This is a genomic window from Exilibacterium tricleocarpae, from assembly GCF_007004655.1.
Classification (GTDB): Bacteria; Pseudomonadota; Gammaproteobacteria; order Pseudomonadales; family Cellvibrionaceae; genus Exilibacterium; species Exilibacterium tricleocarpae.
In genome coordinates this window covers 330,993-356,598 of sequence record NZ_ML660089.1, presented here as the reverse complement: position 1 = coordinate 356,598, position 25,606 = coordinate 330,993, and the positions used below count along the sequence as shown (strand labels likewise).

General features: G+C 56.8%; 22 protein-coding genes and 1 tRNA gene. 4 read left to right on the top strand and 19 right to left on the bottom strand.

Going from position 1 to position 25,606, the window contains the following annotated elements:
* Positions 1–427 precede the first annotated feature (427 nt).
* The 17 genes from ihfB to gyrA form a co-directional block, all read right to left on the bottom strand.
* Complete coding sequence (ihfB, locus tag FKG94_RS06070; RefSeq protein ID WP_142903300.1) at positions 428–718, bottom strand: integration host factor subunit beta; 291 nt, start codon at positions 716–718, stop codon at positions 428–430.
* Positions 719–824: 106 nt separating this feature from the next.
* Positions 825–2,510, bottom strand: a complete 1,686-nt coding sequence (gene rpsA, locus FKG94_RS06065) for a 30S ribosomal protein S1 (RefSeq protein WP_142903299.1) — start codon at positions 2,508–2,510, stop codon at positions 825–827.
* Between the two features lie 477 nt (positions 2,511–2,987).
* A tRNA-Asn gene (locus FKG94_RS06060) sits at positions 2,988–3,063 on the bottom strand.
* Between the two features lie 120 nt (positions 3,064–3,183).
* A complete protein-coding gene (locus FKG94_RS06055) occupies positions 3,184–3,753 on the bottom strand; it encodes a Uma2 family endonuclease (RefSeq protein ID WP_142903298.1) in 570 nt (189 codons plus the stop codon).
* 213 nt (positions 3,754–3,966) lie between these two features.
* The gene (gene lapB / locus FKG94_RS06050; RefSeq protein ID WP_142903297.1) at positions 3,967–5,154 is read right to left on the bottom strand and encodes a lipopolysaccharide assembly protein LapB; all 1,188 of its coding nucleotides are present in this window, start codon (positions 5,152–5,154) and stop codon (positions 3,967–3,969) included.
* 4 nt (positions 5,155–5,158) lie between these two features.
* On the bottom strand, positions 5,159–5,437 hold the full coding sequence (locus FKG94_RS06045; RefSeq protein ID WP_179957503.1) for a lipopolysaccharide assembly protein LapA domain-containing protein: 279 nt from the start codon (positions 5,435–5,437) through the stop codon (positions 5,159–5,161).
* Between the two features lie 40 nt (positions 5,438–5,477).
* Positions 5,478–6,155, bottom strand: coding sequence for a (d)CMP kinase (gene cmk, locus FKG94_RS06040; protein ID WP_142903295.1), 678 nt, complete (start codon positions 6,153–6,155; stop codon positions 5,478–5,480).
* A gap of 513 nt (positions 6,156–6,668) precedes the next feature.
* Positions 6,669–7,436, bottom strand: coding sequence for an orotidine-5'-phosphate decarboxylase (pyrF, locus tag FKG94_RS06035; RefSeq protein ID WP_142903294.1), 768 nt, complete (start codon positions 7,434–7,436; stop codon positions 6,669–6,671).
* Positions 7,437–7,675: 239 nt separating this feature from the next.
* On the bottom strand, positions 7,676–7,972 hold the full coding sequence (locus FKG94_RS06030; RefSeq protein ID WP_142903293.1) for a ComEA family DNA-binding protein: 297 nt from the start codon (positions 7,970–7,972) through the stop codon (positions 7,676–7,678).
* Between the two features lie 753 nt (positions 7,973–8,725).
* A complete protein-coding gene (locus FKG94_RS06025) occupies positions 8,726–9,142 on the bottom strand; it encodes a type II toxin-antitoxin system VapC family toxin (protein WP_142903292.1) in 417 nt (138 codons plus the stop codon).
* Positions 9,129–9,362, bottom strand: a complete 234-nt coding sequence (locus FKG94_RS06020) for a FitA-like ribbon-helix-helix domain-containing protein (protein ID WP_142903291.1) — start codon at positions 9,360–9,362, stop codon at positions 9,129–9,131. Before FKG94_RS06020 ends, FKG94_RS06025 begins: the two co-directional genes overlap by 14 nt.
* A gap of 253 nt (positions 9,363–9,615) precedes the next feature.
* The gene (gene cysN / locus FKG94_RS06015) at positions 9,616–11,046 is read right to left on the bottom strand and encodes a sulfate adenylyltransferase subunit CysN (protein WP_142903290.1); all 1,431 of its coding nucleotides are present in this window, start codon (positions 11,044–11,046) and stop codon (positions 9,616–9,618) included.
* A complete protein-coding gene (cysD, locus tag FKG94_RS06010) occupies positions 11,046–11,957 on the bottom strand; it encodes a sulfate adenylyltransferase subunit CysD (protein WP_142903289.1) in 912 nt (303 codons plus the stop codon). The genes cysN and cysD overlap by 1 nt, the downstream gene beginning before the upstream one ends.
* A 183-nt stretch (positions 11,958–12,140) precedes the next feature.
* Positions 12,141–14,378, bottom strand: a complete 2,238-nt coding sequence (locus FKG94_RS06005; protein ID WP_142903288.1) for a bifunctional prephenate dehydrogenase/3-phosphoshikimate 1-carboxyvinyltransferase — start codon at positions 14,376–14,378, stop codon at positions 12,141–12,143.
* An 878-nt stretch (positions 14,379–15,256) separates the two neighbouring features.
* Complete coding sequence (cysC, locus tag FKG94_RS06000) at positions 15,257–15,847, bottom strand: adenylyl-sulfate kinase (protein ID WP_142903287.1); 591 nt, start codon at positions 15,845–15,847, stop codon at positions 15,257–15,259.
* 323 nt (positions 15,848–16,170) lie between these two features.
* Complete coding sequence (gene pheA, locus FKG94_RS05995; RefSeq protein ID WP_142903286.1) at positions 16,171–17,289, bottom strand: prephenate dehydratase; 1,119 nt, start codon at positions 17,287–17,289, stop codon at positions 16,171–16,173.
* Between the two features lie 55 nt (positions 17,290–17,344).
* Positions 17,345–19,996, bottom strand: coding sequence for a DNA gyrase subunit A (gene gyrA, locus FKG94_RS05990; protein ID WP_142903285.1), 2,652 nt, complete (start codon positions 19,994–19,996; stop codon positions 17,345–17,347).
* Positions 19,997–20,240: 244 nt separating this feature from the next.
* On the opposite strand from gyrA, the gene FKG94_RS05985 reads away from it, so the two are divergent.
* From FKG94_RS05985 to FKG94_RS05970, 4 genes are all read left to right on the top strand, one after another.
* Entirely contained in the window at positions 20,241–21,566 is a 1,326-nt protein-coding gene (locus tag FKG94_RS05985) for a TRZ/ATZ family hydrolase (protein WP_142903284.1), read from the top strand.
* Positions 21,567–22,142: 576 nt separating this feature from the next.
* The gene (ubiG, locus tag FKG94_RS05980; RefSeq protein WP_142903283.1) at positions 22,143–22,886 is read left to right on the top strand and encodes a bifunctional 2-polyprenyl-6-hydroxyphenol methylase/3-demethylubiquinol 3-O-methyltransferase UbiG; all 744 of its coding nucleotides are present in this window, start codon (positions 22,143–22,145) and stop codon (positions 22,884–22,886) included.
* On the top strand, positions 22,883–23,539 hold the full coding sequence (locus tag FKG94_RS05975) for an HAD family hydrolase (protein ID WP_142903282.1): 657 nt from the start codon (positions 22,883–22,885) through the stop codon (positions 23,537–23,539). Before ubiG ends, FKG94_RS05975 begins: the two co-directional genes overlap by 4 nt.
* A 362-nt stretch (positions 23,540–23,901) precedes the next feature.
* Complete coding sequence (locus tag FKG94_RS05970) at positions 23,902–24,681, top strand: YciK family oxidoreductase (protein WP_142903281.1); 780 nt, start codon at positions 23,902–23,904, stop codon at positions 24,679–24,681.
* Here the strand turns inward: FKG94_RS05970 and FKG94_RS05965 are convergent.
* Positions 24,632–25,141, bottom strand: a complete 510-nt coding sequence (locus FKG94_RS05965; RefSeq protein ID WP_142903280.1) for a hypothetical protein — start codon at positions 25,139–25,141, stop codon at positions 24,632–24,634. The two genes, FKG94_RS05970 and FKG94_RS05965, sit on opposite strands and share 50 nt — an antisense overlap.
* A 41-nt stretch (positions 25,142–25,182) precedes the next feature.
* The gene (locus FKG94_RS05960) at positions 25,183–25,596 is read right to left on the bottom strand and encodes a DUF2802 domain-containing protein (RefSeq protein ID WP_142903279.1); all 414 of its coding nucleotides are present in this window, start codon (positions 25,594–25,596) and stop codon (positions 25,183–25,185) included.
* Between the last annotated feature and the right edge of the window lie 10 nt (positions 25,597–25,606).

Genomic DNA, 25,606 nt, shown 5'->3' with positions numbered 1-25,606 from the left:
AATCGGAAAGCCTACCGCGCTTTAAATGAGAAGAGACTTAAAGTCCACAAAAACTCCATTAACTGACAAACCTAATTCCAGCAAAATAGTCTTTATACACAAGTAATAACTCCAGCTTAACAAACAAGCTACTTATGTCCATGGACCAGCTATATCAACTGGCTCTGTAATTCTCCTAACACTTTTATTGGATAACCGTACCACTCTGGTAAAGCCGCAACCCGCTTTATCCTAGCGTCACAACCCAAAGTTAGATACTTTTCTCGAATTTATCTCCCGCAGACAAATAATCGAATCCAAGCTCAATGACTGCATGAATTGCATCGGGGTCAATAAAGCACGCACCACAATGATGTGGGTAGACTTTCTTGTTAGCCAAAACTAAACTTTCTAAGCTCAAAAGATTTAAATAATATAGATAAAGATGCTAGTGGCCCAAACTCTCATTAACCCGATCCCGCATCTCCTTCCCAGGCTTAAAATGCGGCACATACTTCCCAGCCAACTCCACAGAATCCCCAGTCTTCGGATTCCGTCCAATCCGCGGCGACCGATAATGCAGCGAAAAACTCCCAAACCCCCGAATCTCAATCCTCTCACCAGCGGCAAGCACCTGGGACATATGCTCCAACATCAACTTCACCGCCAGTTCCACATCTTTCCCGGACAATTGATCCTGGTGCTCAGCAAGGTGTTCGATTAATTCAGATTTGGTCATAATCTTTCCCTAGTGTTGCATAAGAGTTATTGTGGTTAGTAACGGCAACGAGCTTCCCTAATGTTGTGGAAGTATGGAAAGGGGCGACTCACGCCGCCCCTCCGCCCTACTGCTTGTCCCGACTCTGCATCTGCGCCTTGATCAAATCACCAATGGTCGCCGGTTGAGCCTGCTCAGCCTGCTTGGCCGAATGCTCTTTAATCGCCGCCTTCTCCTCATCAGTGTCTTTCGACTTGATGGAGAGGTTAATGGCGCGATTCTTGCGATCAATGCTGATAATCTTGGCTTCCACTTCGTCGCCTTCTTTCAACACGTTACGTGCATCTTCAACTTTATCGCGGCTGATCTCTGAGGCCTTCAGGGTCGCTTCTACATCTTCCGCCAAAGTAATAATAGCAGCTTTTGCATCCACCTCTTTCACAGTGCCCTTAATCACAGTGCCCTTGTCGTTGGCGGCTACATAACTGGAGAAGGGGTCTTCCTCCAACTGCTTGATACCCAGCGAGATACGCTCACGTTCCGGATCGATGGCCAAAATAACGGTCTCCAGCTCATCGCCCTTCTTGTATTTGCGCACGGCCTCTTCACCAGCTTCTTGCCAGGAAATATCGGACAGGTGCACCAAACCATCGATACCACCATCCAAACCAATGAAAATACCAAAGTCTGTAATCGACTTGATCTTGCCGGAAATCTTGTCGCCTTTGGCAAACTGTCGGCCGAACGCATCCCACGGATTTTCCTGACACTGCTTGATACCCAGGGAAATTCGACGCCGCTCTTCGTCAATATCCAAGACCATGACTTCAAGCTCATCACCAACCTGCACAACCTTGGACGGATGGATATTTTTGTTGGTCCAGTCCATTTCAGAGACGTGCACCAAACCTTCGACACCCTCTTCCAACTCGGCGAAACAACCGTAGTCCGTGAGATTGGTAATCTTGGCTTTGATGCGGGCACCTTCCGGATAACGCTGGGTAATAGACACCCAGGGGTCCTCACCCAACTGCTTGAGGCCGAGGGAGACGCGGTTGCGCTCGCGATCAAACTTCAACACTTTAACGTCAATTTCATCGCCGACATTGACAATCTCACTCGGGTGCTTAATACGCTTCCAAGCCATATCGGTGATATGCAGCAGACCGTCAACACCACCCAGGTCAACAAAGGCACCGTAGTCGGTCAGGTTCTTGACGATACCCTTGACCGCCATACCCTCCTGCAAACTGGCCAGCAATTCTTCGCGCTCGGCAGAGTTGGCCTGCTCCAAAACAGCGCGGCGAGACACGACAACATTGTTGCGCTTCTGGTCCAGCTTGATAACTTTAAATTCCAGCTCTTTCCCTTCGAGATGAGTCGTTTCGCGCACGGGGCGAACATCGACCAGGGAACCCGGTAGGAAGGCGCGGATGCTGGAAACATCGACCGTAAAGCCACCTTTAACCTTACCGTTAATTACGCCTTTAACCACTTCATCGGCGGTGTGGGCCGCTTCAAGTACTTTCCAGGCTTCTGCGCGCTTGGCTTTTTCACGCGAGAGGCGAGTCTCACCAAAGCCATCTTCAACAGTCTCCAGCGCAACCTGAACTTCATCACCGACATTGAGCGTGATCTCGCCCATATCGTTGTAAAACTGTGCAGCAGGAATAACACCTTCAGACTTGAGACCGGCGTGTACAGTCACCCAGTCTTTATCAATATCAATCACAACACCGGTCACTATGGAACCGGGGACCATATCAACGGTCTTTAAACTTTCTTCAAATAGTTCAGCAAAGCTTTCGCTCATTAGATTACCCATCAATATACAGCACAGAACCATCCAGCCGCGTCCACCTGTGGTCTAACCCGTAATCGGGCTACAGGGAATCGCCAACATCGTCGAACTGCTCTACCACACCGCCAGATGTGTGGGCCGATTTTACTTGGGGTGACAATCCGGCAATCCTGGCAGACCAGCCTTGTCACCCATCCTAAAAATGGTCCCTGTCACATGGGCTTTATGCCCGTCGTTATACAGGGACCGTCGGAGGCGCAAACGTACCAGAATCCTCCTTGTACATCAAGGGCTTACATGATTTTACACATTAAACACTGGGCGGGGTTTATTTTCCAGTGCAGAGGCACAAATCCGCTCGGCCGACGCCGGTAATGAACCGGAAAATGACCCAGGTCAACACCAGGGTCCCAATCTGACATAGCGAAAATTGAGCCCATACAAAAAGAGCCTATCCCGGGGGATAAGCTCTCTTTAACTACCTTAATATGGCTCCGCCTGCTGGGCTCGAACCAGCGACCCAATGATTAACAGTCATTTGCTCTACCAACTGAGCTAAGGCGGAACGGAAACATTGGCCCCAGCCAATGTAGGGGCGCATCTTATAGAGGGATCGGGGCCCTGTCAACTGTTTATTTGAGTTAGTAACTGTTTGTTTTCTATATGGTTTTTCGTAGATGGCGGCTCATACCTGGCCTATCACATCCATATAAATTTGATCTATCGGAAGAGACAAGTTCACAGACTCTAAGACGGTGACTTCCCCGCCTTTATAGGTGTTCAATACCCAGTTTTCTCCGACCCGCCGGTATATATCAGCGCCAATCCAGTCCTGGCCGACCAGCATATACTCTACCAGGGAGGGAATAGACGTATAAGCTGCCAGCTTTTCAAGTCGGTCCCTGGCTTCTGTGGTGGCGGACAACACTTCAATTAGTAGTGCAGGCTTGTCTTCATAGTAGTCGTGAGGCGGGTTGGAATCATATGAAACCATCAAATCCGGATAATAAAAGCATTCAATGCCCGCAGTCCGTATATTTAACTTCATATCCGCCATATAAGTCCTGCAAGACTTCCCTTGCAGATAATCGCCTAGCAACCGGACCAGTGCCATGGCTATTAGATTATGTCGCCGGCTAGCGCTAGCCTTGGCATAAATATAACCATTGACATATTCATGCCTGATATCACCCTCCTCCTCTGATCGAATGTACTCATCAGGGGTAAGAAGGGTCACTTTTTGCGCAATCGGCATAAATACTCCGCTCCCCGCCTAACTGCAGCACCAGCAGCCACTATGCTTGCTGCCACGATGCTAATGAACCCAACGGCGTTTAAACCTCCTCACATGCTCCACGCCCCACCAAGTTCACGAGGCGTATACAAGGCCCTAAGGGATAACATTGTGTCTACTAACTCGACTAAAAGCCGACAAGAGATATCATAGTGTCTTTTAACATTTAATAATCTACTCCCCCTCAGCCCCCCTCACCGCCTTGGTCGACCCCCAGGACTTACAGCTCGGACACAACCAATGCAACTGGTTGCCGGAAAAACCACAGGATTGGCAGGTGTATGTAGAGCGGGCCACCATCAGTTGGTCGATCAGTTGTTTCACCAGGCCGAGGTTTTCTTTTAGGCGGGTATTGGTACCATTTTGGAATTCCAGTAGCCGGCCGACCGCTTTCAGCGACGGACGGGATTGCAGGTGATCGCCGATAAAACCGGCGGCTGCCACCTCGCCCTGCTCCTGGTTAACCCGCTCGGCCAATGACAAGATCACGGAGCTGCTGGGGTGTTCTTCCAAGAGCTGATTGAGGTATTTCTTCAGGTCCCCGAGCTTGCCCAGGGCCTCATAGCTGGCAATCACCAGGGACAAGGACTCGGGAATATAGGTGGGGTCCTGCTCCGGAATCCGCTTCAGGACTTTGATCGCCTCGCGATGGTGACCCAACCTGTGTTCGAGGTCACCCAATAGCAAACTGGCCCGCACGGACTCCTTGTCATAGCTGAATGCCTGCTTCAGATGCCGCCGCACCGACAGGTAATCGGAGCGCTCCAGCGCCTCGTCAGCCAACTCGCAGCAAAAGTGAGCCTGGGCCACCCGCCATTTCAGCGGTAACTTGGCAAACCGGCGGCCGCCCAGCAAGTCCACGGTATGAATGGCTTTCTCCCACTCCCGCTCGTCCCGGTAGATTTCCGCCAGGTGCTCCAGGCAGATATCCCGGGTGGCCTGGGAGGCGGATTCCGCCAATTCCTGCAGCAAACTCTCGGCGCGATCCAGAAGGCCGGCCTTAATATAGTCGCGGGCCAGTTCCAACTGCGCCTGTTGCAGTTGCAGGGGCGATAATGAGGGCCGGGCCAGCAGATTCTGGTGGATGCGAATGGCCCGTCCGGCCTCGCCGCGCTTGCGCAGGAGGTTGCCCAGGGCCAGGTGAGTCTCCAGGGTTTCACTGTTGACTTCCAGGGCCTCGATAAAGGTATCTATAGCGGCATCCGGCTCTTCATTGAGCAGGTAGTTGAGACCCTGGAAATAGCGGCTGTCCAAACCCGAGCGGGCCAGGGCCTGTTGTTTCTTTTTATGCCCGCGCCAGCCCAGCCAGTAGCCGATGGCTATGGCGACAAAAACCAGTGGGATCAGGCCCCAATCAATCATGATGCTATGTCCGCAGCGGCGCCGTTCGGAGTTTGGCTATCTCTTTTTCGTAGCCGCTGACCTTCCGGTTCAGCAGCAATACCTGTTTCTTGGCACCGAAATAGGGCAGCAGGCTGACAAAAAAACCAAACAGGCCGCCTGCAAAAAAGAACAACAGCAGCAACAAGCCTAAGCCCGTGGGCACAAAGGTGATACCAAATAGATTCAAGGGTACTTCAACGGCATTGCTGGAGTGGAATACAAAGCCAACCACCAGAAAAAGGCACACCACCGCCAGCAGCACTATACGTTTTAGCCATAACATGGAGTAAACCAACCTAAATTCAGGGTATAACGCGGTCTTCGAAAGCCCTCATCACCGCGTTAAATACATCATCTATGGACATGCCGGTACTATCCAGCAACAACGCATCCTGCGCGGGTTTTAGCGGCGCGGCGGCGCGACTGCTATCCCTTTCGTCCCGGGCTTCGATATCCGCCAAAATATCGTCGAAGCTAACAGACTCGCCTTTCTCCAGCAACTGCTTGTAACGCCTCTGGGCCCGTTCGCGGGCGCTGGCGGTAAGAAAAACCTTCACCGGCGCGTCGGGAAACACCACTGTGCCCATATCGCGGCCATCCGCTACCAGGCCCGGTTGCACCGCAAATGCCCGCTGTCGCGCCAGCAGTGCCTGCCGCACGGTGGGCAGAGCACCGACCCGGGACGCATTCATCCCCCCCTCCTCCGACCGGACTTCCCGGGTCACGTCGGCGCCTTCCAGGATGATTTTCACACCGGCATCGGCGCCGGTTTCGAACCGCACATCCAGATTTGCCGCAATTTGCGCCAGCGCCGGCTCGTCATCCATAGCGACGCCGTGGAACTTGGCGGCTACCCCGGTTACCCGGTAGAGCGCACCGCTATCGAGAAAATGATAACCGAGTTTTTGCGCCACTAACTGGCTGATGGTCCCCTTGCCCGAGCCGCTGGGGCCGTCAATAGTGATAACGGGAAATGACATAAAAAACAAAACTCCTTAAAATGCTGACCGCCACATGGATTTGATTGCGGGATAAAAAACCTAATCACTTCGCACGAATGCCGCTGTCTTAAGCGTATTTGCACCGGTTTATCGACCTGATCCAATCGAACCGGCTTCAATTAAACGCACTGAAGGTAGGTCTGGCACTGACTGGGGCTTTCAGAAACTCTCGACAGCAGGGATGCTGTCGGGACCAAAAGTAGGCGCTTTAGGCGAGTCCCCAAGGACGGGATCACGACGTGTTTCTGAAAGCCCCAGTCAGTGCCAGACCGATCAATTGGAGCATATTTGCTTAAGGAAATGCCATTCCTAACAGCACCTAGGTACCATCAAAAGTAGTCTCCTCAAGCGAATGCCATTCGAGTAAGGCCCGATATTGTGGCTGCTCACGGGAAGCAAACTTGGCCCAAGTGCCAAGCCGCACAGTCCTCCAACCAACCTGTTAGCATCGCGCCCAAAGCACCCACGACAGGTCAATTCCACGTTACCAACTCATTTGCCGAGCGATTTTTCGATCCCAGCGCAGACCTCCGCCGGGTCCTCAGCCTGGGTAATCGGGCGGCCAATAACCAGGTAACTACTGCCGGCAGCAATGGCATCGGCAGGTGTCACCACGCGGCGCTGGTCGTCAGCGGCGCTGCCGGCGGGCCGAATACCGGGGGTAACGAGACAAAAATCCGTGCCCAGGGACTGCCGTAAAACCGGGGCCTCCAGCGCTGAACACACTACCCCATCCAGCCCCGACTTTAGAGTCAACTGCGCCAATAGCTGTACCTGCTGTGCCGGCGCCCGCTCGACACCGACCGCCGCCAGATCACCGGCATCCATACTGGTCAATACGGTGACCCCAATCAGTAGCGGCACCCGACCTGTACGCCCGGCCAAGGCCTCTCGCGCCGCAACCATCATTCGCTCACCGCCGCCGGCGTGCACATTCAACATCCAGACCCCCAAATCGGCCGCCGCCACCACCGCTTTGGCTACCGTATTGGGAATATCGTGAAATTTCAGATCGAGGAAAATATCGAAGCCGCGAGCAATCAATTGCTCGACTACCTGGGGACCACAGGACGTGAAAAGTTCTTTACCCACCTTCAACCGGCAGCTCGACGGGTTCAGACGCTCAGCCAATTTTAAACTGTCGGCCGCATTGTCATAGTCCAGCGCGACAATGATACGGGGTCCGGCTGTGCGGCCTCCCGAAGGGCGGGGGCCTGTACCGGCAGCAGGTTTACTCGCCTGGGAAGTACCCGATGTCATGGCAAACTCTCCGCACAAAAGCGGGAGTATACACCGATAGAAGCCGACTGATAAAAGTTCATTGATTAACCCCGCCTACCAGGGCATAGCTCTGCGGGCGCGCATCGCGTCCCTGATGCCTCGATAATCCGTTATCGAGCTTCATCCCTGAAGCACCCGTCCGTCTCCTTTGACGGGGCCCGCAAAGCTATGCCCTGGTAGGCGGGGCAGCCAAACGCCGGCTGGACCGGCTCTAACGGTTATTTCAGCAGGATGCGATCGCGATTCTTCTCCACCAGCTTGAGGCCAATCCCCTTGACCTCCGCCAACTGATCTGCCGAGCTGAAACCGCCGTGACTCTCACGCCAGGCCACAATGGCTTCCGCCTTGGAGCGGCCCACGCCCTTGAGTACCAGAGAGAGTGTCTCGGCATCGGCTGAATTGATATTGACCTGGGCCGGCATTTGCTGAGCACCGCTTTCGGCGACCGCCGCAGTGGATGCAAGAGAAAGTAAAAGCGCGAAAACAAAAAAGAGAGAAGAAACAACTTGTTTCATTACATAACCTCCATGTTAGGTTGAGAAGTCAGCATACGCCGCGAAAACGAGAAGTTATACTGGAAAAAAGCTGAAAGTTTTGTGAGAAATTGCTTACAAAAGTGGGGAATTTCCTACAGCAATGTTGATATCTGCAACCCTTTATCAACAGTTTCCCCTTGCGATCCGCAGCTAAGTGTCGACAGAGTTTGAAAAAAATCGATCACTCAACGACCTGAATAAAAATCAGAAACTCCAGACTGAGTTAAACAACCTGCATAGAATTAACAAGGTCGGAGACGATGGAACGCCATCAGGCATACTTGCATCAGTTTATCGATCCCTGTCCCAATCGCACCGGCATTGATTAAGCATACTGAAGGTAGGCCTGGCACTGGCTGGCGCTTTCAGAAACTCTCGACAGCAGGGATGCTGTCGGGAAGCCCCCAGGGACGGGTTTATCGAGGGGGCGCCTAGCCCGTGTTTCTGAAAGCGCCAGCCAGTGCCAGGCCGTTCAATTGGCACATTTTCGCTTAAGGCAAGCCCCAAGGGGCGGGGGTACCGAGAGGATACACTCTGTGTTTCTGAAAGCCCCAGTCATAGCCAGACCAGCAAATTAGCAAACGATTTCTTAAGGAAGTGCTGTTAAACGCCTCCTTTTCAAGCCAGAGAACGGCTACAAAATCAGGAAATTTCCTGCGAGAACCTTGTCATCACCCACTCTCTGTCAACACGCAGTGCATTCAGGCTTCGTCGGAAAAAAAGCGCTTCAATTCAATCAAATGGATTCATCAACTCGACACCCGTTGCGGCGAAATCGCCGATATTTCTCGTCACCAGGGTCAGACCAAAGGTGAGCGCCGTAGCGGCTATTTGCTTATCGAGGGCATGTTCATAATGAGGGGTTCTCAACCTTCCCCAGACCTGCGCTTCCGCCTCAGTGAAATCCAGTATGTTATCGGAGTAGGCGTCGATTATTGTCGTTAACCATGCCTCCAGGCGATCCGCTTGTCGCGTATCGCCCCGGTGTCGAATCATCTCCACACCTCGCCTGAGTTCACCGATGGTGATTACACTGATAAAAAGCCGAGCGTCCTCTTGATCGGCTTGCCTGAAAAACGACTTGACACCACGGTTGGCTTTGGCTTTTTTCCTGATCTCGCTGATAACATTTGTATCAATTAAATACATCGCCTTCCCTGTCATCCTGAATGCGCTCGAAGTCGGAGTCTTCCCCCACATTGGGGATTGATCTCAGCACTTCGGCAAAGCTCCTTCTTTTGGGTGCCAGCAGTACAGATTCTAAAATTTTCCGGTGCTCCGCCTCTGCGCTGACACCATGCTTACCGGCACGGGCCTTGAGGCTTCGTACTATAGCATCATCAATGTTTCGAACGACTAAATTCGCCATAGGTCACCTCCGTAGCACTATTGCCAGCGACCAGGGATGATAGCATTGCTATCACTTGAGTGCAATCAGTGATAGCACCTTGGGATGGACCTATATAGCTTGCCAAACCACAAAACCACGAGCCTCGATAAGAAGGCTCTGGGCAAGTTTGGCACCCACCAGCTTAACCAAGAGCCGCAGCACCTGCCTTTAGCCAGACTGCTTTGACTAAAAAGCAAGCACTACGACCCCTTACACGACCCCTTACAAGCCACTACCGCTTCAACAACTTCTCAATATCCACCGCCCCCCAATGGGGAAAATGCTTGCGCACCAACGCATTCAACTCGATTTCAAATTCACTGACCGCATCCGGGTCGAAACTCTTGGCTTCAGTTTGCTGGAGGCTCTCAACCACCATACCCGCCCCAACCGTAATATTCGTCAACCGATCAATAACAATAAACGCACCCGTCGCCCGGTTACGTCCATAGGGATCCACCGCCACCACCTGATTCAAGGTAATGTCGACCAAAGCAATATCGTTTAACTGGAGCAAATCCGCCTGGTGCAATTCCTGCGTATTGACATCAATGCGATGATCCACATTCTCGACCTGGCCGGTAACCGCTTTGCTGGCAAACTTAAACAGGTACTGCCTGCCCGGCGATAAGGCCGCCTCCGCCATCCAGACCACATGCGCCTTCAGATGGTTGGACTGGGTCACCTCCTGCGCCGCATGCACAATCAGATCACCGCGGCTGATATCGATTTCGTCCTCCAGCGTCAGGGTCACCGCCTGTCCCGAGAAAGCTTCCGGCAAGTCGCCATCGAAAGTGACAATATCGGCAACCCGGCTGGTATTTCCCGAAGGCAACACCTTCACCTCATCGCCCACCTTGACAATGCCCGAGGCAACCGTGCCGCAAAAACCGCGGAAGTCCAGATTCGGCCGGTTGACATACTGGACAGGGAAACGAAAGTCGGTCAGGTTCTTATCGTCCCTGATCTGCACCGACTCCAAAATATCCATCAACGGCTGGCCGTCATACCAGGGCATGTAGTCACTGCGGTTAACCACATTGTCGCCGTCCAGCGCCGATAGCGGCACAAAATGAATATCCTGCATACCCAGCTTTTCGCCAAACTGAATATAGTCCGCTTTGATTTTGTCGAAAATAACCTGGCTGAAATCAACCAGGTCCATCTTATTGATGGCCACCACAATATGCTTGATGCCCAACAGCGAGGCAATATAGCTGTGGCGCCGGGTTTGCGTCATCACCCCGTGACGGGCATCGATAAGAATAATGGCAAGATCACAGGTGGAAGCACCAGTGGCCATATTGCGGGTGTACTGTTCGTGCCCCGGCGTGTCGGCAATGATAAATTTGCGCTTGGCCGTGGAGAAATAACGGTAGGCCACATCGATGGTAATGCCCTGCTCCCGCTCCGCCTGCAGACCGTCGACCAGCAGCGCCAGGTCGATTTTTTCGCCCGTGGTGCCGTGTTTGCCGGTGTCGGCTTTGACCGCCTCCAGTTGGTCTTCGTAAATCATTTTAGAGTCGTGCAACAGGCGCCCGATCAGGGTGCTCTTGCCGTCGTCCACGCTGCCACAGGTCAAAAACCGCAACAGCTCCTTGCGTTCGTGTTGGGCGAGATACTCGTCGATATCTTCGGCGATTAGTGCTGACTGGTGAGACATTAAAAATAACCCTCCTGCTTTTTCTTCTCCATGGAGCCGGAGCTGTCGTGATCGATCACCCTGCCCTGCCGCTCGGAGGTGGTGGTCAACAACATCTCCTGGATAATTTCCGGCAGTGTGGTCGCCGTAGACTCCACGGCACCGGTCAGCGGGTAGCACCCCAGGGTGCGAAAGCGCACCATTTTTTCCTGAATTTGCTCGTCGGGCTCCAGCGGCATACGATCGTCGTCGACCATAATCAGGACCCCATCCCGCTCCACCACCGGACGCTTGGCGGCAAAATACAGCGGTACAATAGGAATGCTTTCTAAATGAATATATTGCCAGATATCCAGCTCGGTCCAGTTGGAAAGTGGAAACACGCGAATACTTTCGCCTTTGTCCACTTTACCGTTATAAATATTCCACAATTCCGGCCGCTGGTTTTTCGGGTCCCAGCGGTGGTTTTTATCGCGAAAAGAGTAGACCCGCTCTTTGGCCCGGGATTTTTCCTCGTCGCGCCGGGCGCCGCCAAAAGCCGCGTCAAAGCCGTATTTGTCCAGCGCCTGTTTCAGCGACTGGGTTTTCATGATGTCGGTGTGCTTGGCGCTGCCGTAGGTGAACGGATTCACCCCCATTTTCACGCCTTCCTCATTGATATTGACCAGCAGCTCCCATCCCAGCTCCTTGACGCGCTGCTCGCGGAACTCAATCATCTGGCGAAACTTCCAGGTGGTATCGACATGCAGCAGCGGGAACGGCGGCTTGCCCGGGTGAAACGCCTTTTGGGTCAGGTGCATCATCACCGCCGAGTCTTTGCCGACGGAGTAGAGCATAACGGGGTTGTCAAATTCTGCGGCAACCTCGCGAATAATATGAATACTCTCCGCTTCCAGTTGCTTCAGGTGAGTCAGATCATAACTGTTGGACATGATATCGAGCTACTGTTGTTAGACTACTGTTGTCAGATTACTACGGTTAGACCACTGTCAACCCACCCGGCTAACCGGGCAGCTTTCGGCTGACTGATCGTGATTAAATAGCGACGGCGGTTTGAAAGCCCCAACAAAACCCGCCCCGGCGAGGGTGCATTATAGGATAAACCTGCGCAAAGATTATGTATCGTATACTTCTAAGCTTATTCCCGCGCCTCGGGCGATCTCGGCAAACCCCGGAAAGGACGTCGCCACATTGGCGCAGTTGTCGATCTGTATTTCACCGCCGGCACGCAGGGCCGCAATGGAAAACGCCATGGCAATACGGTGGTCCCCCAAGCTGTCGACACGGCCCGAACCTATTTCACCGCCGCGGATAACAATCCCGTCGGGCGTCGGCGCCGCGCGCACACCGAGCACTTGTAAACCGTCGGCCATGGCCTGAATCCGGTCGCTTTCCTTGACTCGCAGCTCCTGTGCACCGGTGAGCACGGTCTCTCCCTGGGCACAGGCGGCCGCCACAAACAGCACCGGAAACTCATCAATGGCCAGGGGCACCTGGTCCGGCGGAACGTGAATGCCCTGCAACGGGGCATAGCGAACACGGATATCCGCGACCGGCTCCCCTCCTACAACGCGTTCGTTCGACAGGGTCAAATCCGCGCCCATCAACCGCAGGATATTGATCACACCGATACGGGTGGGATTGACGCCGACGTGCAACAACGTCAGGTCGGAGCCCGGCGCGATGGAAGCCGCCACCATAAAAAACGCCGCCGAGGAAATATCGGCCGGTACGTCGATAGCAGCAGCCGTCAGGGTTCCACCCCCGCTCAGCTCGGCGGTGGCGCCACGCCGCTCAACCGGGTAGCCAAACCCCGCCAACATACGCTCGGTGTGGTCCCGGGTCGGCGCCGGCTCGGTGACGCGAGTGCTGCCCTCGGCATACAACCCGGCCAACAACAGGCTGGATTTCACCTGGGCACTGGCCATCGGCATGGTGTAATCGATACCCTGTAATTGCCGGCCGCCGGTTATCTTCACCGGCGGCACGCCGCCGGCGCCAGTTTCGATCGCCGCGTTCATAAGGCCCAGCGGTTTGGCGACCCGATTCATGGGTCGCTGCGACAGGGATTCATCGCCGGTCAGCACCACATCGAATGCCTGCCCCGCCAGCAACCCGGCCAGCAACCGCATCGACGTGCCGGAGTTACCCAGGTACAGCGGACCCGGCGGTGGCCGCAGGCCGTGCAAACCGACCCCGTGCACCTTGACCCGCCCCTGGGAAGGCCCCTCGATAACCACCCCCATATCCCGAAACGCCTGCAGCGTCGCGAGCGCATCCTCGCCTTCGAGAAAGCCCTCTATTTCAGTCACTCCCTCGGCGAGCGAACCCAACATAATGGCGCGATGGGAAACAGACTTGTCGCCCGGCACGCGAATCGAACCCGACACCTTGCCACCGGGCTGTAAATGAAACCTTAACTCTCTGTCCTGCATAGAATTCGAATACGCCTGTTTTGCCAACATTTTTGTAAAATGGTCCCGCGCCGCTTTTGCGCGCGTAAACACCCCCAACAGCGTTTCGCTGTCTTCTGTCTCGATCGCCTGCCTTAAACCCGCCAGGTTCTGGCTGAACAAATCCAGCGCTTTCAGCACGCTGTCGCGATTGGCCCGCATAATGTCGTGCCACATCACCGGATCACTGGAGGCAATCCGGGTAAAATCCCGAAAACCGCCTGCCGCATAGCGAAAAATATTTTCATTCTCCGCATCGTTGGCGAGCGTATCCACCAGTGAATAGGCGATGGCATGGGGCAGGTGGCTGGTGGCGGCAAGCACTTCGTCGTGCTCCGCTACCGGCATTTCCAACACCTCCGCACCCACGCTCTGCCAAACCCGGCGCACTTTATCACGATGTGCCTGTCCCGTTTCAGGCGTGGGCGTCAGGATCACCCGGTGATCGCGATATAACTCCGCGCGGGCGGCAGTCACCCCGCTTTTTTCCGAACCGGCGATCGGGTGGCCCGGCACCAGTTGCGCCGGCACCTCGCCAAAGACTTCGACCGCCGCTGCCAGCACACTGCCTTTGACACTGGCGCCATCGGTGAGGGTGACCTGCGGGGATACCACGGCCTTTATCTCCGCGAACACCCGCGCAACGGCGAGAGTCGGCACGGCAATAAAAATCAAGTCGCGCTCGCCCAGCTCCGCCGCCACCTCACTTAGCGAGGTGTAGGCCCGGTCGACAATACCGAGGGCTTTGGCCTGCTCGCAGGTATCCTGGCGGCGGGCGATTCCGATCACTTCACCGCAGCGGCCATTGGCTTTTAAACCGGCGGCGAGACTGCCGCCAATCAGGCCGAGGCCGATAACGACCAGTTTGTTGATCAGGTTTTCTTCGTGCGGAAATCTCATTTTGCGGTCAGGCCTGTAATCCGGTTGAGTGCTCATATGTGTTAAGTCTGCATGACAACCGCTTCAAGCGCTTACCATCGTTTGAGACGACTACCTTCGAGAGTACTTGGAAAAATTTTAACAATTTATCGATCTGCACGTTACCGTCACCCAACTCAATTATAAATACCGAGGGTAGGCCTGGCTCTGGAGACGGCTTTCAGAAACTCTCGACAGCAGGGATGCTGTCGGGACCACCAAGAGTAGGCGCCTTAAACGACAGTAGGCGCTTTAGGCGAGCCCCCATGGGTGGAGCGAGAAACAGCGAAGGGCTGCCTCGCCCCGCGCAACGCCCAAAGCCTCTGGCTTTGGGCTGGACCCGCTTGCAGGGGTTCATCAAGGGACGCCTAGTCCGTGTTTCTGAAAGCCCTCCCCAGAGCCAGGCCGTTCAGTTGGAACCTAGTATTATGATCAGTAAATCTTTTCACTCCAAAACGGGTTTTGGTCTCCTTAGCCAGCCCGGTCTCAATCCGGGCATAGCCCTTTGGGACACGCCGTGAATACATCCCTGTAGGCTCTTCGCCAGCATCCCTGCTGGCGCAGGTCCCAAAGGGCTATGCCCGGATTGAGACCTAAGTGCCACCAAAGTGAAATTCTTTTCTGGTCGAAGCACTAGTTGCTAGAGTACTACCAACTAAAGTAGGCACCTAAAGTGAATACCATCGCTATCAAGACCATTTTTATCATCAAGCTTGTAAAGCACCCGGGCCTTTTCAAGCGGACTCTGTATAACAAACCACTGGCTGGGGTTGCGGGCGGAGCCTGTCTGCGGTGCGGTCGAATTTGTATTCACACCTGAACCACTGAAAACCGGCCCTGCCTTGCCACCCCGACAAAACTCAAACAATCCCCTGATCCTTCAAGTAATTGGTCAGCAGGATCACCGAATCCTCCACCGTGGCCTCGCCGGCCTTGATGGTGACCTGCGCATCCTCCGGCGGCTCGTAGGGAGAATCGATACCGGTGAAGTTTTTAATCTGGCCGCGCCGGGCTTTTTTATAGAGCCCTTTGGGATCGCGCACTTCACAGATATCCAGCGGCGTATCCACATAAACTTCTATAAACTCTCCCGGCTCGAACAGCGACCTGACGATATTGCGATCACTGCGAAAAGGGGAAATAAACGCGCATATCACAATCAGTCCGGCATCGACAAAAAGCTTGGCCGCCTCACCGATACGGCGGATATTCTCAACCCGGTCTTTGTCGGAGAAGCCCAGGTCTTTGTTGAGGCCGTGGCGCACATTGTCCCCATCCAACAGGTAGGAGTGGTGGCCGCGCTTGTAGAGTTCGTGTTCCAGCGCATTGGCAAGGGTCGACTTGCCGGCCCCACTCAAGCCGGTAAACCACAACAGACAAGGCTGTTGGTTCTTTTGCACAGACCGCATATCGCGGGTAATTCTGTGCTCGTGCCAGGTCAGATTGCTCATAGGTTCACCTTTCCTAGAGTGCTGTCAGCCCAAATGTTGTCAATATCGGCCTTTTCACGTTATCGCTATCCACCTTGATTAAGATATCGTAGGTAGGTCTGCCGCTGGGTAGGGCTTTCAGAAACTCTCGACAGCAGGGATGCTGTCGTGAAGCCCCCATGGGTGGAGCGGGAAACAGTGAAGCGCTGCTTCGCCCCGCGCAACGCCCAAAGCCTCTGGCTTTGGGCTGGACCCGCTCGCGGGGGTTTACGGCGTGTTTCTGAAAGCCCTACCCAGCGGCAGACCGATCGATTGGCACATTATTGCTTAAGGAAATGCCACCATCACAAAACCGCTTTCGGATAAGAACCGAGCACCTTCAAATCCGATGCCCGCTCCCCCACGGCCCGAAGTGCCGCACGCACAGGTTCGTCGTCGATATGTCCGGAGAAATCAATAAAAAACACATAGTTCCAGGTACCGCTGCTCGATGGGCGGGTCTCGACCCGGGTCAAATCGACGTTGTGCTCGTGAAACGGCCGCAGCAAATCGTGTAAGGCACCGGGCTGATTTTTCATAGCCACGACAATGGAGGACTTATCCTGGCCGCTGGGCGGCACCTCCTGGGTGCCGATAATCAAAAAGCGGGTGGAATTATCCGGCTGGTCCTCGATCTTCTCCGCCAGCACCTCGAGCCCGTAAAGATCGGCCGCCATCTCACCGGCGATGGCGGCGGCATTCCACTCGCCTTTGATGCGCTTGGCCGCCTCGGAGTTACTGTTAACCGCCACCCGGTCGGCGTGGGGATAGTGACCATCCAGCCACTTGCGGCACTGGGCCAGCGATTGGGAGTGCGAGTAGATGCGGGTGATGCTATCGGTATTGGTAACCCCGGACACCAGCAGGTGTTGGTGGATGCGCAACTCCACCTCGCCGCAAATTTTCAGATTGGAATCCATAAAATTATCGAGCGTGTGGTTCACCACCCCTTCGGTGGAATTCTCAACCGGCACCACTCCGTAGTTAACCGCGCCCGCCTCCACTTCGCGGAACACCTCGTCGATCGCCGACATGGGCACGCTGACGGCGGCGTGCCCGAAGTGCTTGAGCGCGGCCTGCTGGGTAAACGTACCCTCGGGCCCCAAAAAAGCCACCTTTACCGGTTGTTCGAGGGCCAGGCAGGCCGACATGATTTCGCGAAACAGCCGCGCCATCTCCTCGTCGTCCAGGGGACCGTGATTGTGCGCCATCACATTGCGCAATACCTGGGCTTCCCGTTCCGGGCGGTAGTAGAGGGCCGCGCCGCCAGCGGCCTTTTTCACGTCGGCCACCTGCTGGGCGCAGGCGGCGCGCTCGCTGATCAGTTCGCCAAGCTTGAGATCGATAGCATCGATACGCTCGCGCAACTGCCCCAACTCGGCCGGGGAGCCCTGCGCTACGGGCGGCTCTTGGTCTGCTGCCATGCTGGTATTACCATCCCATCAATTAAATGAAATTATCGCTTTGCGAGCGTTCAACTCACTCGCCGGCGTCCGGGCTGTTGTCTTCCGGGTTATTGTTTTCCGGGTTATTGTTTTCCGGGTTATTGTCTTCCGGGCTACTGTCTCCGGAGCCCTGATCTTCCAGATCGACTGCCGCCGCCTCAATGCGCTCTATCCGCTCCACGCCCACCAGGTGCTCGCCCTCTTTCACTTTGATCAGGCGTACCCCCTGGGTGTTGCGCCCGAGGATGGAGACCTCGTCGACCCGGGTTCTGACCAGGGTGCCCTGGTCGGAAATCAGCATGATCTCATCGCCGTCGAACACCTGGGTGGCCCCCACCAACTGGCCGTTGCGCTCGGTGGTCTGCATACCGATCACCCCCTGGCTGCCGCGGCCCTTGGTGGGGAAGTCGTCAACATCGGTGCGCTTGCCGTAGCCGTTCTCACTGACGGTCATCACCTTGCCGCCGGCGGCGGGGATCACCATGGAAATCACGCGCTGCTCCTGGGTCAGTCTGATGCCCCGCACACCGCGGGATATCCGGCCCATGGAGCGCACATCGGTCTCCTTGAAACGGGCGGCCTTACCGGAGGAGGACACCAGGATCACATCGCAGTTGCCGTCGGTAATAGCCGTGCCGATCAGGTCGTCACCGTCATCCAGGTCGATGGCGCGCAGGCCGACGCTGCGAGGCCGGGAGAACTGAGTCAAAGGAGTCTTCTTCACGGTGCCCCTGGCGGTGGCCATAAAGATAAAATGATCGTCGTCGTACTCCCTTACCGGCAGGATTGAGGTAATGCGCTCGCCCTCCTCCAGCGGCAGCAGATTCACCATCGGACGCCCGCGGGACTGGCGCCCGGCGAGCGGAATCTGATACACCTTGAGCCAGTAGACCTTACCGGCATTGGTAAAACACAGAATCGTATCGTGGGTGCTGGCGATCAGCAGGTGCTCGACAAAATCCTCGTCCTTGACCGCCGTGGCGGCCTTCCCCATACCGCCGCGGCGCTGCGCCTGGTAGGCATCCAACGGCTGGGATTTGGCGTAACCGCCGTGGGAGATGGTAACCACCCGATCCTCCTCGCTGATCAGGTCCTCCACGGTCAGGTCAGACTTGGAACTCTGGATATCCGTGCGCCGCTCATCGCCGAAGTCCGCCACTACCTGTTCCAGTTCGCCGCGAATCACCTGCATCAGGCGCTCCGGGTCGCCCAGGATGGCCAGAAACTCGCCGATCTGCTCCAGCTTCTCTTTATATTCGGCCAGCAGCTTGTCGTGTTCCATACCGGTGAGGCGGTGCAGGCGCAACTCGAGGATCGCCTGGGCCTGGGCCGGCGACAGGTGATACTGGCCGTCGCGCAGGCCGTAATGTGCCTCGAGTTCCTCGGGGCGGCAGGCATCGGCGCCGGCGCGCTCTAGGAACTGATTGACATCGCCCACCGCCCAGCCCCTGGCAATCAACGCCTCCTTGGCCTCGGCAGGTGTGGGCGACGCCTTGATCAGCTCGATCACGGCGTCGATATTGGCGATCGCCACCGCCAGACCCTCGAGAATATGGCCCCGTTCCCGGGCTTTGCGCAACAGGTACACGGTGCGCCGGGTGACCACCTCGCGGCGGTGCAAGATAAAGTATTCCAGCAACTGCTTGAGATTCAGAATGCGCGGCTGGCCATCGACCAGGGTCACCATATTGATGCCGAATACGCTTTCCAGTTGGGTTTGGGCGTAGAGGTTGTTGAGTACCACGTCACCCATCTCGCCGCGCTTCAGTTCGATAACGACCCGCAACCCGTCTTTGTCCGATTCGTCACGCAACTCGGAAATCCCCTCGATCTTTTTCTCTTTCACCAGCTCGGCGATACGCTCGATCAAGCGGGCCTTGTTGAGCTGGTAGGGAATCTCGGAGACGATAATGGTCTCTTTATTGGTCTTGTCATCCCGCTCGATATCGGCCTTGGCACGCACATAGATACGGCCGCGCCCGGTGCGGTAGGCCTGCACGATACCGGCACGCCCGTTGATGATACCGCCGGTGGGGAAATCCGGCCCGGGAATCACCTCCATCAACTCATCGACACTGATCTCGGGGCTGTCAATGACTGCCAGGCAGCCTTTGACCACCTCGCGCAGGTTGTGCGGGGGAATATTGGTGGCCATGCCCACCGCAATGCCGGAGGAGCCGTTGACCAGCAGGTTGGGCACCCGGGTGGGCAGGACATCGGGAATCTGTTCGGTGCCGTCGTAGTTGGGGACGAAATCAACCGTCTCCTTATCCAGATCGGCCAGCAACTCGTGGGCGAGTTTGGTCATGCGTATTTCGGTATAACGCATGGCGGCGGCGCCGTCACCGTCGATGGAACCGAAGTTGCCCTGGCCGTCCACCAGCATATAGCGCAGGGAGAAGGGTTGGGCCATACGGACGATGGTATCGTATACAGCCGCGTCGCCATGGGGGTGGTATTTACCGATCACATCGCCCACCACGCGGGCCGATTTTTTATAGGCTTTATTCCAGTCGTTGTTGAGCTCACTCATGGCGAACAGCACGCGCCGGTGCACCGGCTTCAAACCGTCACGGACATCGGGCAAGGCGCGCCCGACAATGACGCTCATGGCGTAATCCAGGTAGGATTGTTTCAGCTCATCTTCAATACTGACGGGTAATATTTCTTTCGCTAAGTCGCCCATAAACCAAGGGATTCCTTGTTATCATCGCGTTGTCGTCACTTACCCGCGCCGGCTCTGGGACCAACTGCGGTGCGGCGGACCAAAACGTCGAATACTACCATAAAAATCAGTAAGATAGGCAGCCAAACACAGACACCAGGTACCGATGGCGCTTCCTTGAGCAACTATGTGCTAATTAGCCGGCCTGGCTTTAAACACCATGACCTTAAAAGGCCCGTAAGGCTTTTAAAACAAAGGATTTCCTATGACTGCACCGGAGACTGTCGATCTTTTAATCAACGCGCGCTGGATTATCCCGGTGGTGCCGGAAGACCAGGTATTTGAGCATTGCAGTATCGCTGTCAACGACGGGCAAATCCTGGCCATAGTGCCGCAGGCGGAGGCCACCAGGAAGTTTGCCGCCACCGACACCGTGGATTTGCCCGAGCACCTGGTGATTCCGGGGCTGATCAACGCCCATGGGCACGCTGCCATGAGTCTGCTGCGGGGCTTTGCCGACGACACCTCGTTACACGACTGGCTCGAGCAGCATATCTGGCCGGCGGAGCAGCGTTGGGTCGACCCACAGTTTGTCAGGGATGGCGCCAATCTGGCCATTGCCGAGATGATTCGCAGCGGTACCAGTTGTTTCGCCGATATGTACTTCTACCCCGAGGAGACGGCCGCCGCCGCCCAACACGCCGGTATCCGCGCCCAGGTGGCCTTTCCGATTCTCGACTTTGCCACCGTCTGGGGCAGGGGACCGGACGAGTACATCAGCAAGGGGCTGGCCCTGCACGACGACTACCGCTCCCAGGACCTGGTCCATATGGCCTTCGGCCCCCACGCCCCCTATACCGTCGGCGACGGGCCCCTGTCCCGCGTTGCGACCCTGGCCGAAGAGCTGCAGGTACCGATCCAGATTCACCTGCACGAGACCGCCCAGGAGGTTCGCGAAGGTATCAACGCCCACGGCGTGCGCCCGAGCGAGCGCCTGGCCAACCTGGGGCTGCTGTCGCCGCTGGCCCAGTGTGTGCATTTGACCCAGGTGGACGACGGCGATATCGAACGGCTGGCGCTCAGCGGCGCCCGGGCCATTCACTGCCCCGAATCCAATCTCAAGCTTGCCAGCGGCTTCTGTCCGGTGGCGCGCCTGCTGGAGGCCGGTATCACAGTCGCCCTCGGCACCGACAGCGCCGCCAGCAATAACGATCTGAGCCTGCTCGGCGAAATGCGCACCGCGGCCCTGCTGGCTAAGGGCGTAGCGTCCGACGCCCGGGCGGTAAACGCCCGGCAGGCGCTGCGAATGGCGACCCTGGACGGCGCCCGCGCGCTGGGACTGGAGGATAAAACCGGCAGTCTGGAGCCGGGCAAGGCCGCCGATATCTGTGCGCTGCAGTTTGACGAGTTGGAACTGCAACCGCTGTATCACCCGCTGTCGCAATTGGTGTATACGGACAACAGCCAGCGCGTCAGCCACCTCTGGGTCGCCGGCAAAGCGCTGTTGAAGGAGCGACAACTGCAAACCCTGAGTGCCCGCGAACTGACCGCCAAGGCCAGGCAGTGGCAGGTGAAGCTGGCCGGGCCATAGTCGCGCCAGAGGTCTCGAAGCCCAGGCATAGAAAAATATCGGTTTATGGAGATATGAAGAGGGCAAAAGAGCGTATTACGACGTGAGCGGTGATAAAGAAGGGAACCTTCTCCGCGAGCGAAGGTAGAGGTGCCATCGCGGATGGGAGTGGGACCCCTCGAAGGGGACGCAACTAAAGTTACGTCCCCGCACCGTGCCGCCGGAGCGGATAGGGTCGGAGTGCTTGAGGTAGATAGGGGTCGGAGTGCTTGAATTTTGACCAGGAACGGCCTGGTCAAAATTCAAGCACTCCGACCCCGCAGCATACGCTCCGACCCCGCAGCATACGCGGACCCCGCACCATACGGCCCCGCACCTTGCTGCCGCAGGTGATACAGAAAGCAAACTGTCCACTCCTGGTACACACTTGACTGTCAGGACTCATCGAAACTTCATGACCAATACGCTTTATCAGAAGCCGGTTAGTACACATAAATCGTCTACTACACAGTAGAAAAGCAACCGCAGTTGAATAGCAACAGTAAACAGACAGTACACATAGATAGAAAGCAAAGCGTAAAAGCACCAGGAATCCACATGACCAACGTAGACAGCGCCGAAATCGCAAAATTCGAAGCCCTCGCCAGCCGCTGGTGGGACCGCCAGGGGGAGTTCAAGCCCCTGCACGATATCAATCCGCTGCGCAGCAACTATATCGACCGCGCCTCGCCGGTGGCCGAACGCCGGCTGCTGGATGTCGGCTGCGGCGGCGGCATCCTGTGCGAGGCGCTGGCGCAGCGCGGCGCCCGGGTCAAGGGCATCGATATGGGGGAAGCGCCGCTCAAGGTCGCCGAGCTGCATCGCCTGGAGAGCGGGGTCGAGGTGGAATACCAGCGCACCACCGCCGAAGCGCTGGCCACCGAGCAACCACAACACTACGACATCGTCACCTGCCTGGAAATGCTCGAACATGTACCCGACCCGGGCTCGGTCATTCAGGCCTGCGCCGACCTCACCAAACCCGGGGGCGACCTGTATTTTTCCACCATCAATCGCACCCCCAAAGCCTACGCCTTCGCCATCATCGGCGCCGAGTATGTCTTGAAACTACTGCCCAAAGGCACCCACGAATACGCCAAGTTTATTCGCCCCTCGGAGCTGGGCGCCTGGCTGCGCGCGGCGGGCCTGACCCTGGTGGATATCACCGGCATGACCTACAACCCGTTGACCAAAACCTACCGGCTCAACCCGCGCGATGTCGGGGTCAACTACCTGGTACACGCCCGCAAACCCGCCGCCCCCGGCACCGAAGCTGCCGCCGGCGCGGGAGAGACGCCGTGACTTTGAAAGCGGTCTTGTTTGATTTGGACGGCACGCTGCTGGATACGGCGCCCGACTTCGTGGTGACACTGAATCAGTTGCTGGCCCAGGAAGGCAGGGCGCCGCTGCCCGCCGAGCGCATTCGCGCGACTGTTTCCGAGGGCGCCCGGGCGCTGGTGACGCTGGGGTTTGAACTGACCGAAACCGACAGCGACTTCGAACCCCTGCGCCAGCGCCTGCTGGCCATCTACCGGGATAACCTGGCAGTTCACACCCGCCTGTTCGACGGCATTGCCCCGCTGTTGCAACAATGCACCGCGCGGGACCTTGCCTGGGGCATAGTCACCAATAAACCGGACGCCTACACCCAACCGCTGCTGCAGGCGCTGGCGCTGGCGCCCGGCGTCACCGTCTGTCCGGACCACGTCAGCCAAACCAAACCCGATCCGGAGCCACTGCTGCTGGCCTGCACCAGGCTCAACTGCGACACCGGCGACGCCATTTATATCGGCGACCATGTGCGCGACATCGAGTGCGGCCGCCGCGCCGGTATGCCGACCATCGCCGCGGCCTACGGCTACCTGGCCGATACCGGTGCCGCAAGCCAGTGGGACGCCGATCACATAGCGCACAGCGCAACGGAGCTTTGGCCCATAATCGAAGGCTATCTGTAACTATTTGGCGCGATATCCCTGTTGCCGCCGGAAACTTACCTTTATCATCTGCCAGAGCAGCGCCTGCCTGCGCCGACGCTGCTCTGGTCACCCGGGCCCCGCCGCCGGGCCAGTAGCCGCGCAGAAGGGGCCAAACGCCGGGAACAGGAGGTTGGCGCCGGCGATTCGCACAAACGGCTCGTCAAGAACGGGTCGGGAGTCAAACTCCGGATGGTGCAGTGAGCAGCAGATGTAGCTATAAGACGTAGCTGTAAACAGGTGCAGTGATCAACTGGTTAGTCGCGCCACAAACACATGCCCGTAAGAGGCAGGCGCTCGTCAGGCACAAGCACTGCGACAAACAGAACCACAGAGTACGATATATGACCGATACGCAAGACCTGCTTAACTACCGTGCCGACAGCCAACTGTTGAAGGACCGGGTCATTGCCGTCACCGGTGCCAGTGACGGTATCGGCCGGGCGGCTTCGATGGCCTACGCCGCCCACGGTGCCACGGTGGTGCTGTTGAGCCGCACGATTCCAAAACTGGAAACGGTTTACGATGAAATCGAGGCGGCAGGCGGTCCGCAACCGGCAATCTACCCGATCAATTTCGAGGGAGCGGTAGAGAAGGACTACGAGGATATGCACCAGACGCTGGAACAGGAGTTCGGCCGCCTCGACGGTCTGCTGCACAACGCCAGCGAACTGGGCCAGCGCACCAGCATCCAACACTATGCCGCCGATGTCTGGCAGCGGGTGTTGCAGGTCAACGTCACCGCGCCGTTTCTGATGACCCGGGCGCTGCTGCCGCTAATGGAAAAATCCGATCACGCCTCGTTGATTTTCACCGGTTCTTCGGTGGGGCTACAGGGCAGAGCCTTCTGGGGCGCTTACTCAGTCTCCAAGGCGGCCACTGAAAACCTGATGCAGATTCTCGCCCAGGAACTCGACGGCACCACCTCGATTCGCGTCAACAGTATCAACCCCGGCGCCACCCGCACCAAAATGCGCGCCGGCGCCTATCCGGCCGAAGACCCCGCCACCCTCAAGACACCTGCCGAGTTGATGGGTTTATATCTGTATCTGATGGGACCGGACAGCAAAGGGATCAGCGGCCGACAGTTCGACGCCCAGCCAAAGCCGGCGCCGGCAAACTGAACGCCGCCGGTGCCGCGGCCTCGTCCGGCAACAGGTTGTGTTTTTTCTTGCGATTTATCACCGGCGATCCCGGTGGCGGTGGGGCGCTTTCAATGTCGAGGTCTCCCCAGATGTCCACCACGACCCGATCGACGAGCTTCAGATAAACATCGCGCCGGTAGGTCTTGGAAGCGCGGTACTGGAACAGCAGTATCAGGCGATACAGGTTATCGCGACGCTCTTCGAGGCGGTAGTGCCAGATTTCCGCAGCGTCCGCCTGCGGCGTTATCCGCTCGGGGTAACCCAGGTGCTGGAGCAGCCAGTCGGCGCGCGTTTGCTGCGGGCGTATATCCCGCAGGGTCTGGTGCGGCACCGCACCGCGACCGGTGTTAAACGCCGTCGTCTCGCGCACATCGATAACCGCACAAGCGCTCAGGACGAGTGCGGTCGCTACGAATAAAGCGGTGGTTTGACGGTGCATGGTTGACGGACTTCGCCCGGCGGCAGACGGCGCAACGGCGCTCAGGCCCAGGTCGCGCGCCGGCCATCCTTCATATGCCGGTGCATCATTTCCATCAGTGACGCCTCGGCCTGGGAAAGGTTGCATCGACGGGCCACTTCGGCGGCGTCGATGCCCGTGTCGAAGAGAGTAATTGCCTCGGAATAGGACGCTTGATTTTCGCCCTGCTGCTCAAACTGTTGCTGTCTGTGCACGGTGGACTTCAGTCGCCGCTCCACCCCGACCAAACGCCGCCCCATACCCATGGCGCCGCTGTTGGCAACCTGCAGTTCGCGCTGCAACTGCTGGTAGAGCTGCCGGGTCAACCGGGCCTGGCGCCGTTGCCGCACACTGCACAGCAACGCCAGCAGTACCGCCAGGCCGCTGGTCAGGGTGCTGGCCACCAGCGCAATATCGATCCAAGCTGCCATCATCATGGTTACCTCC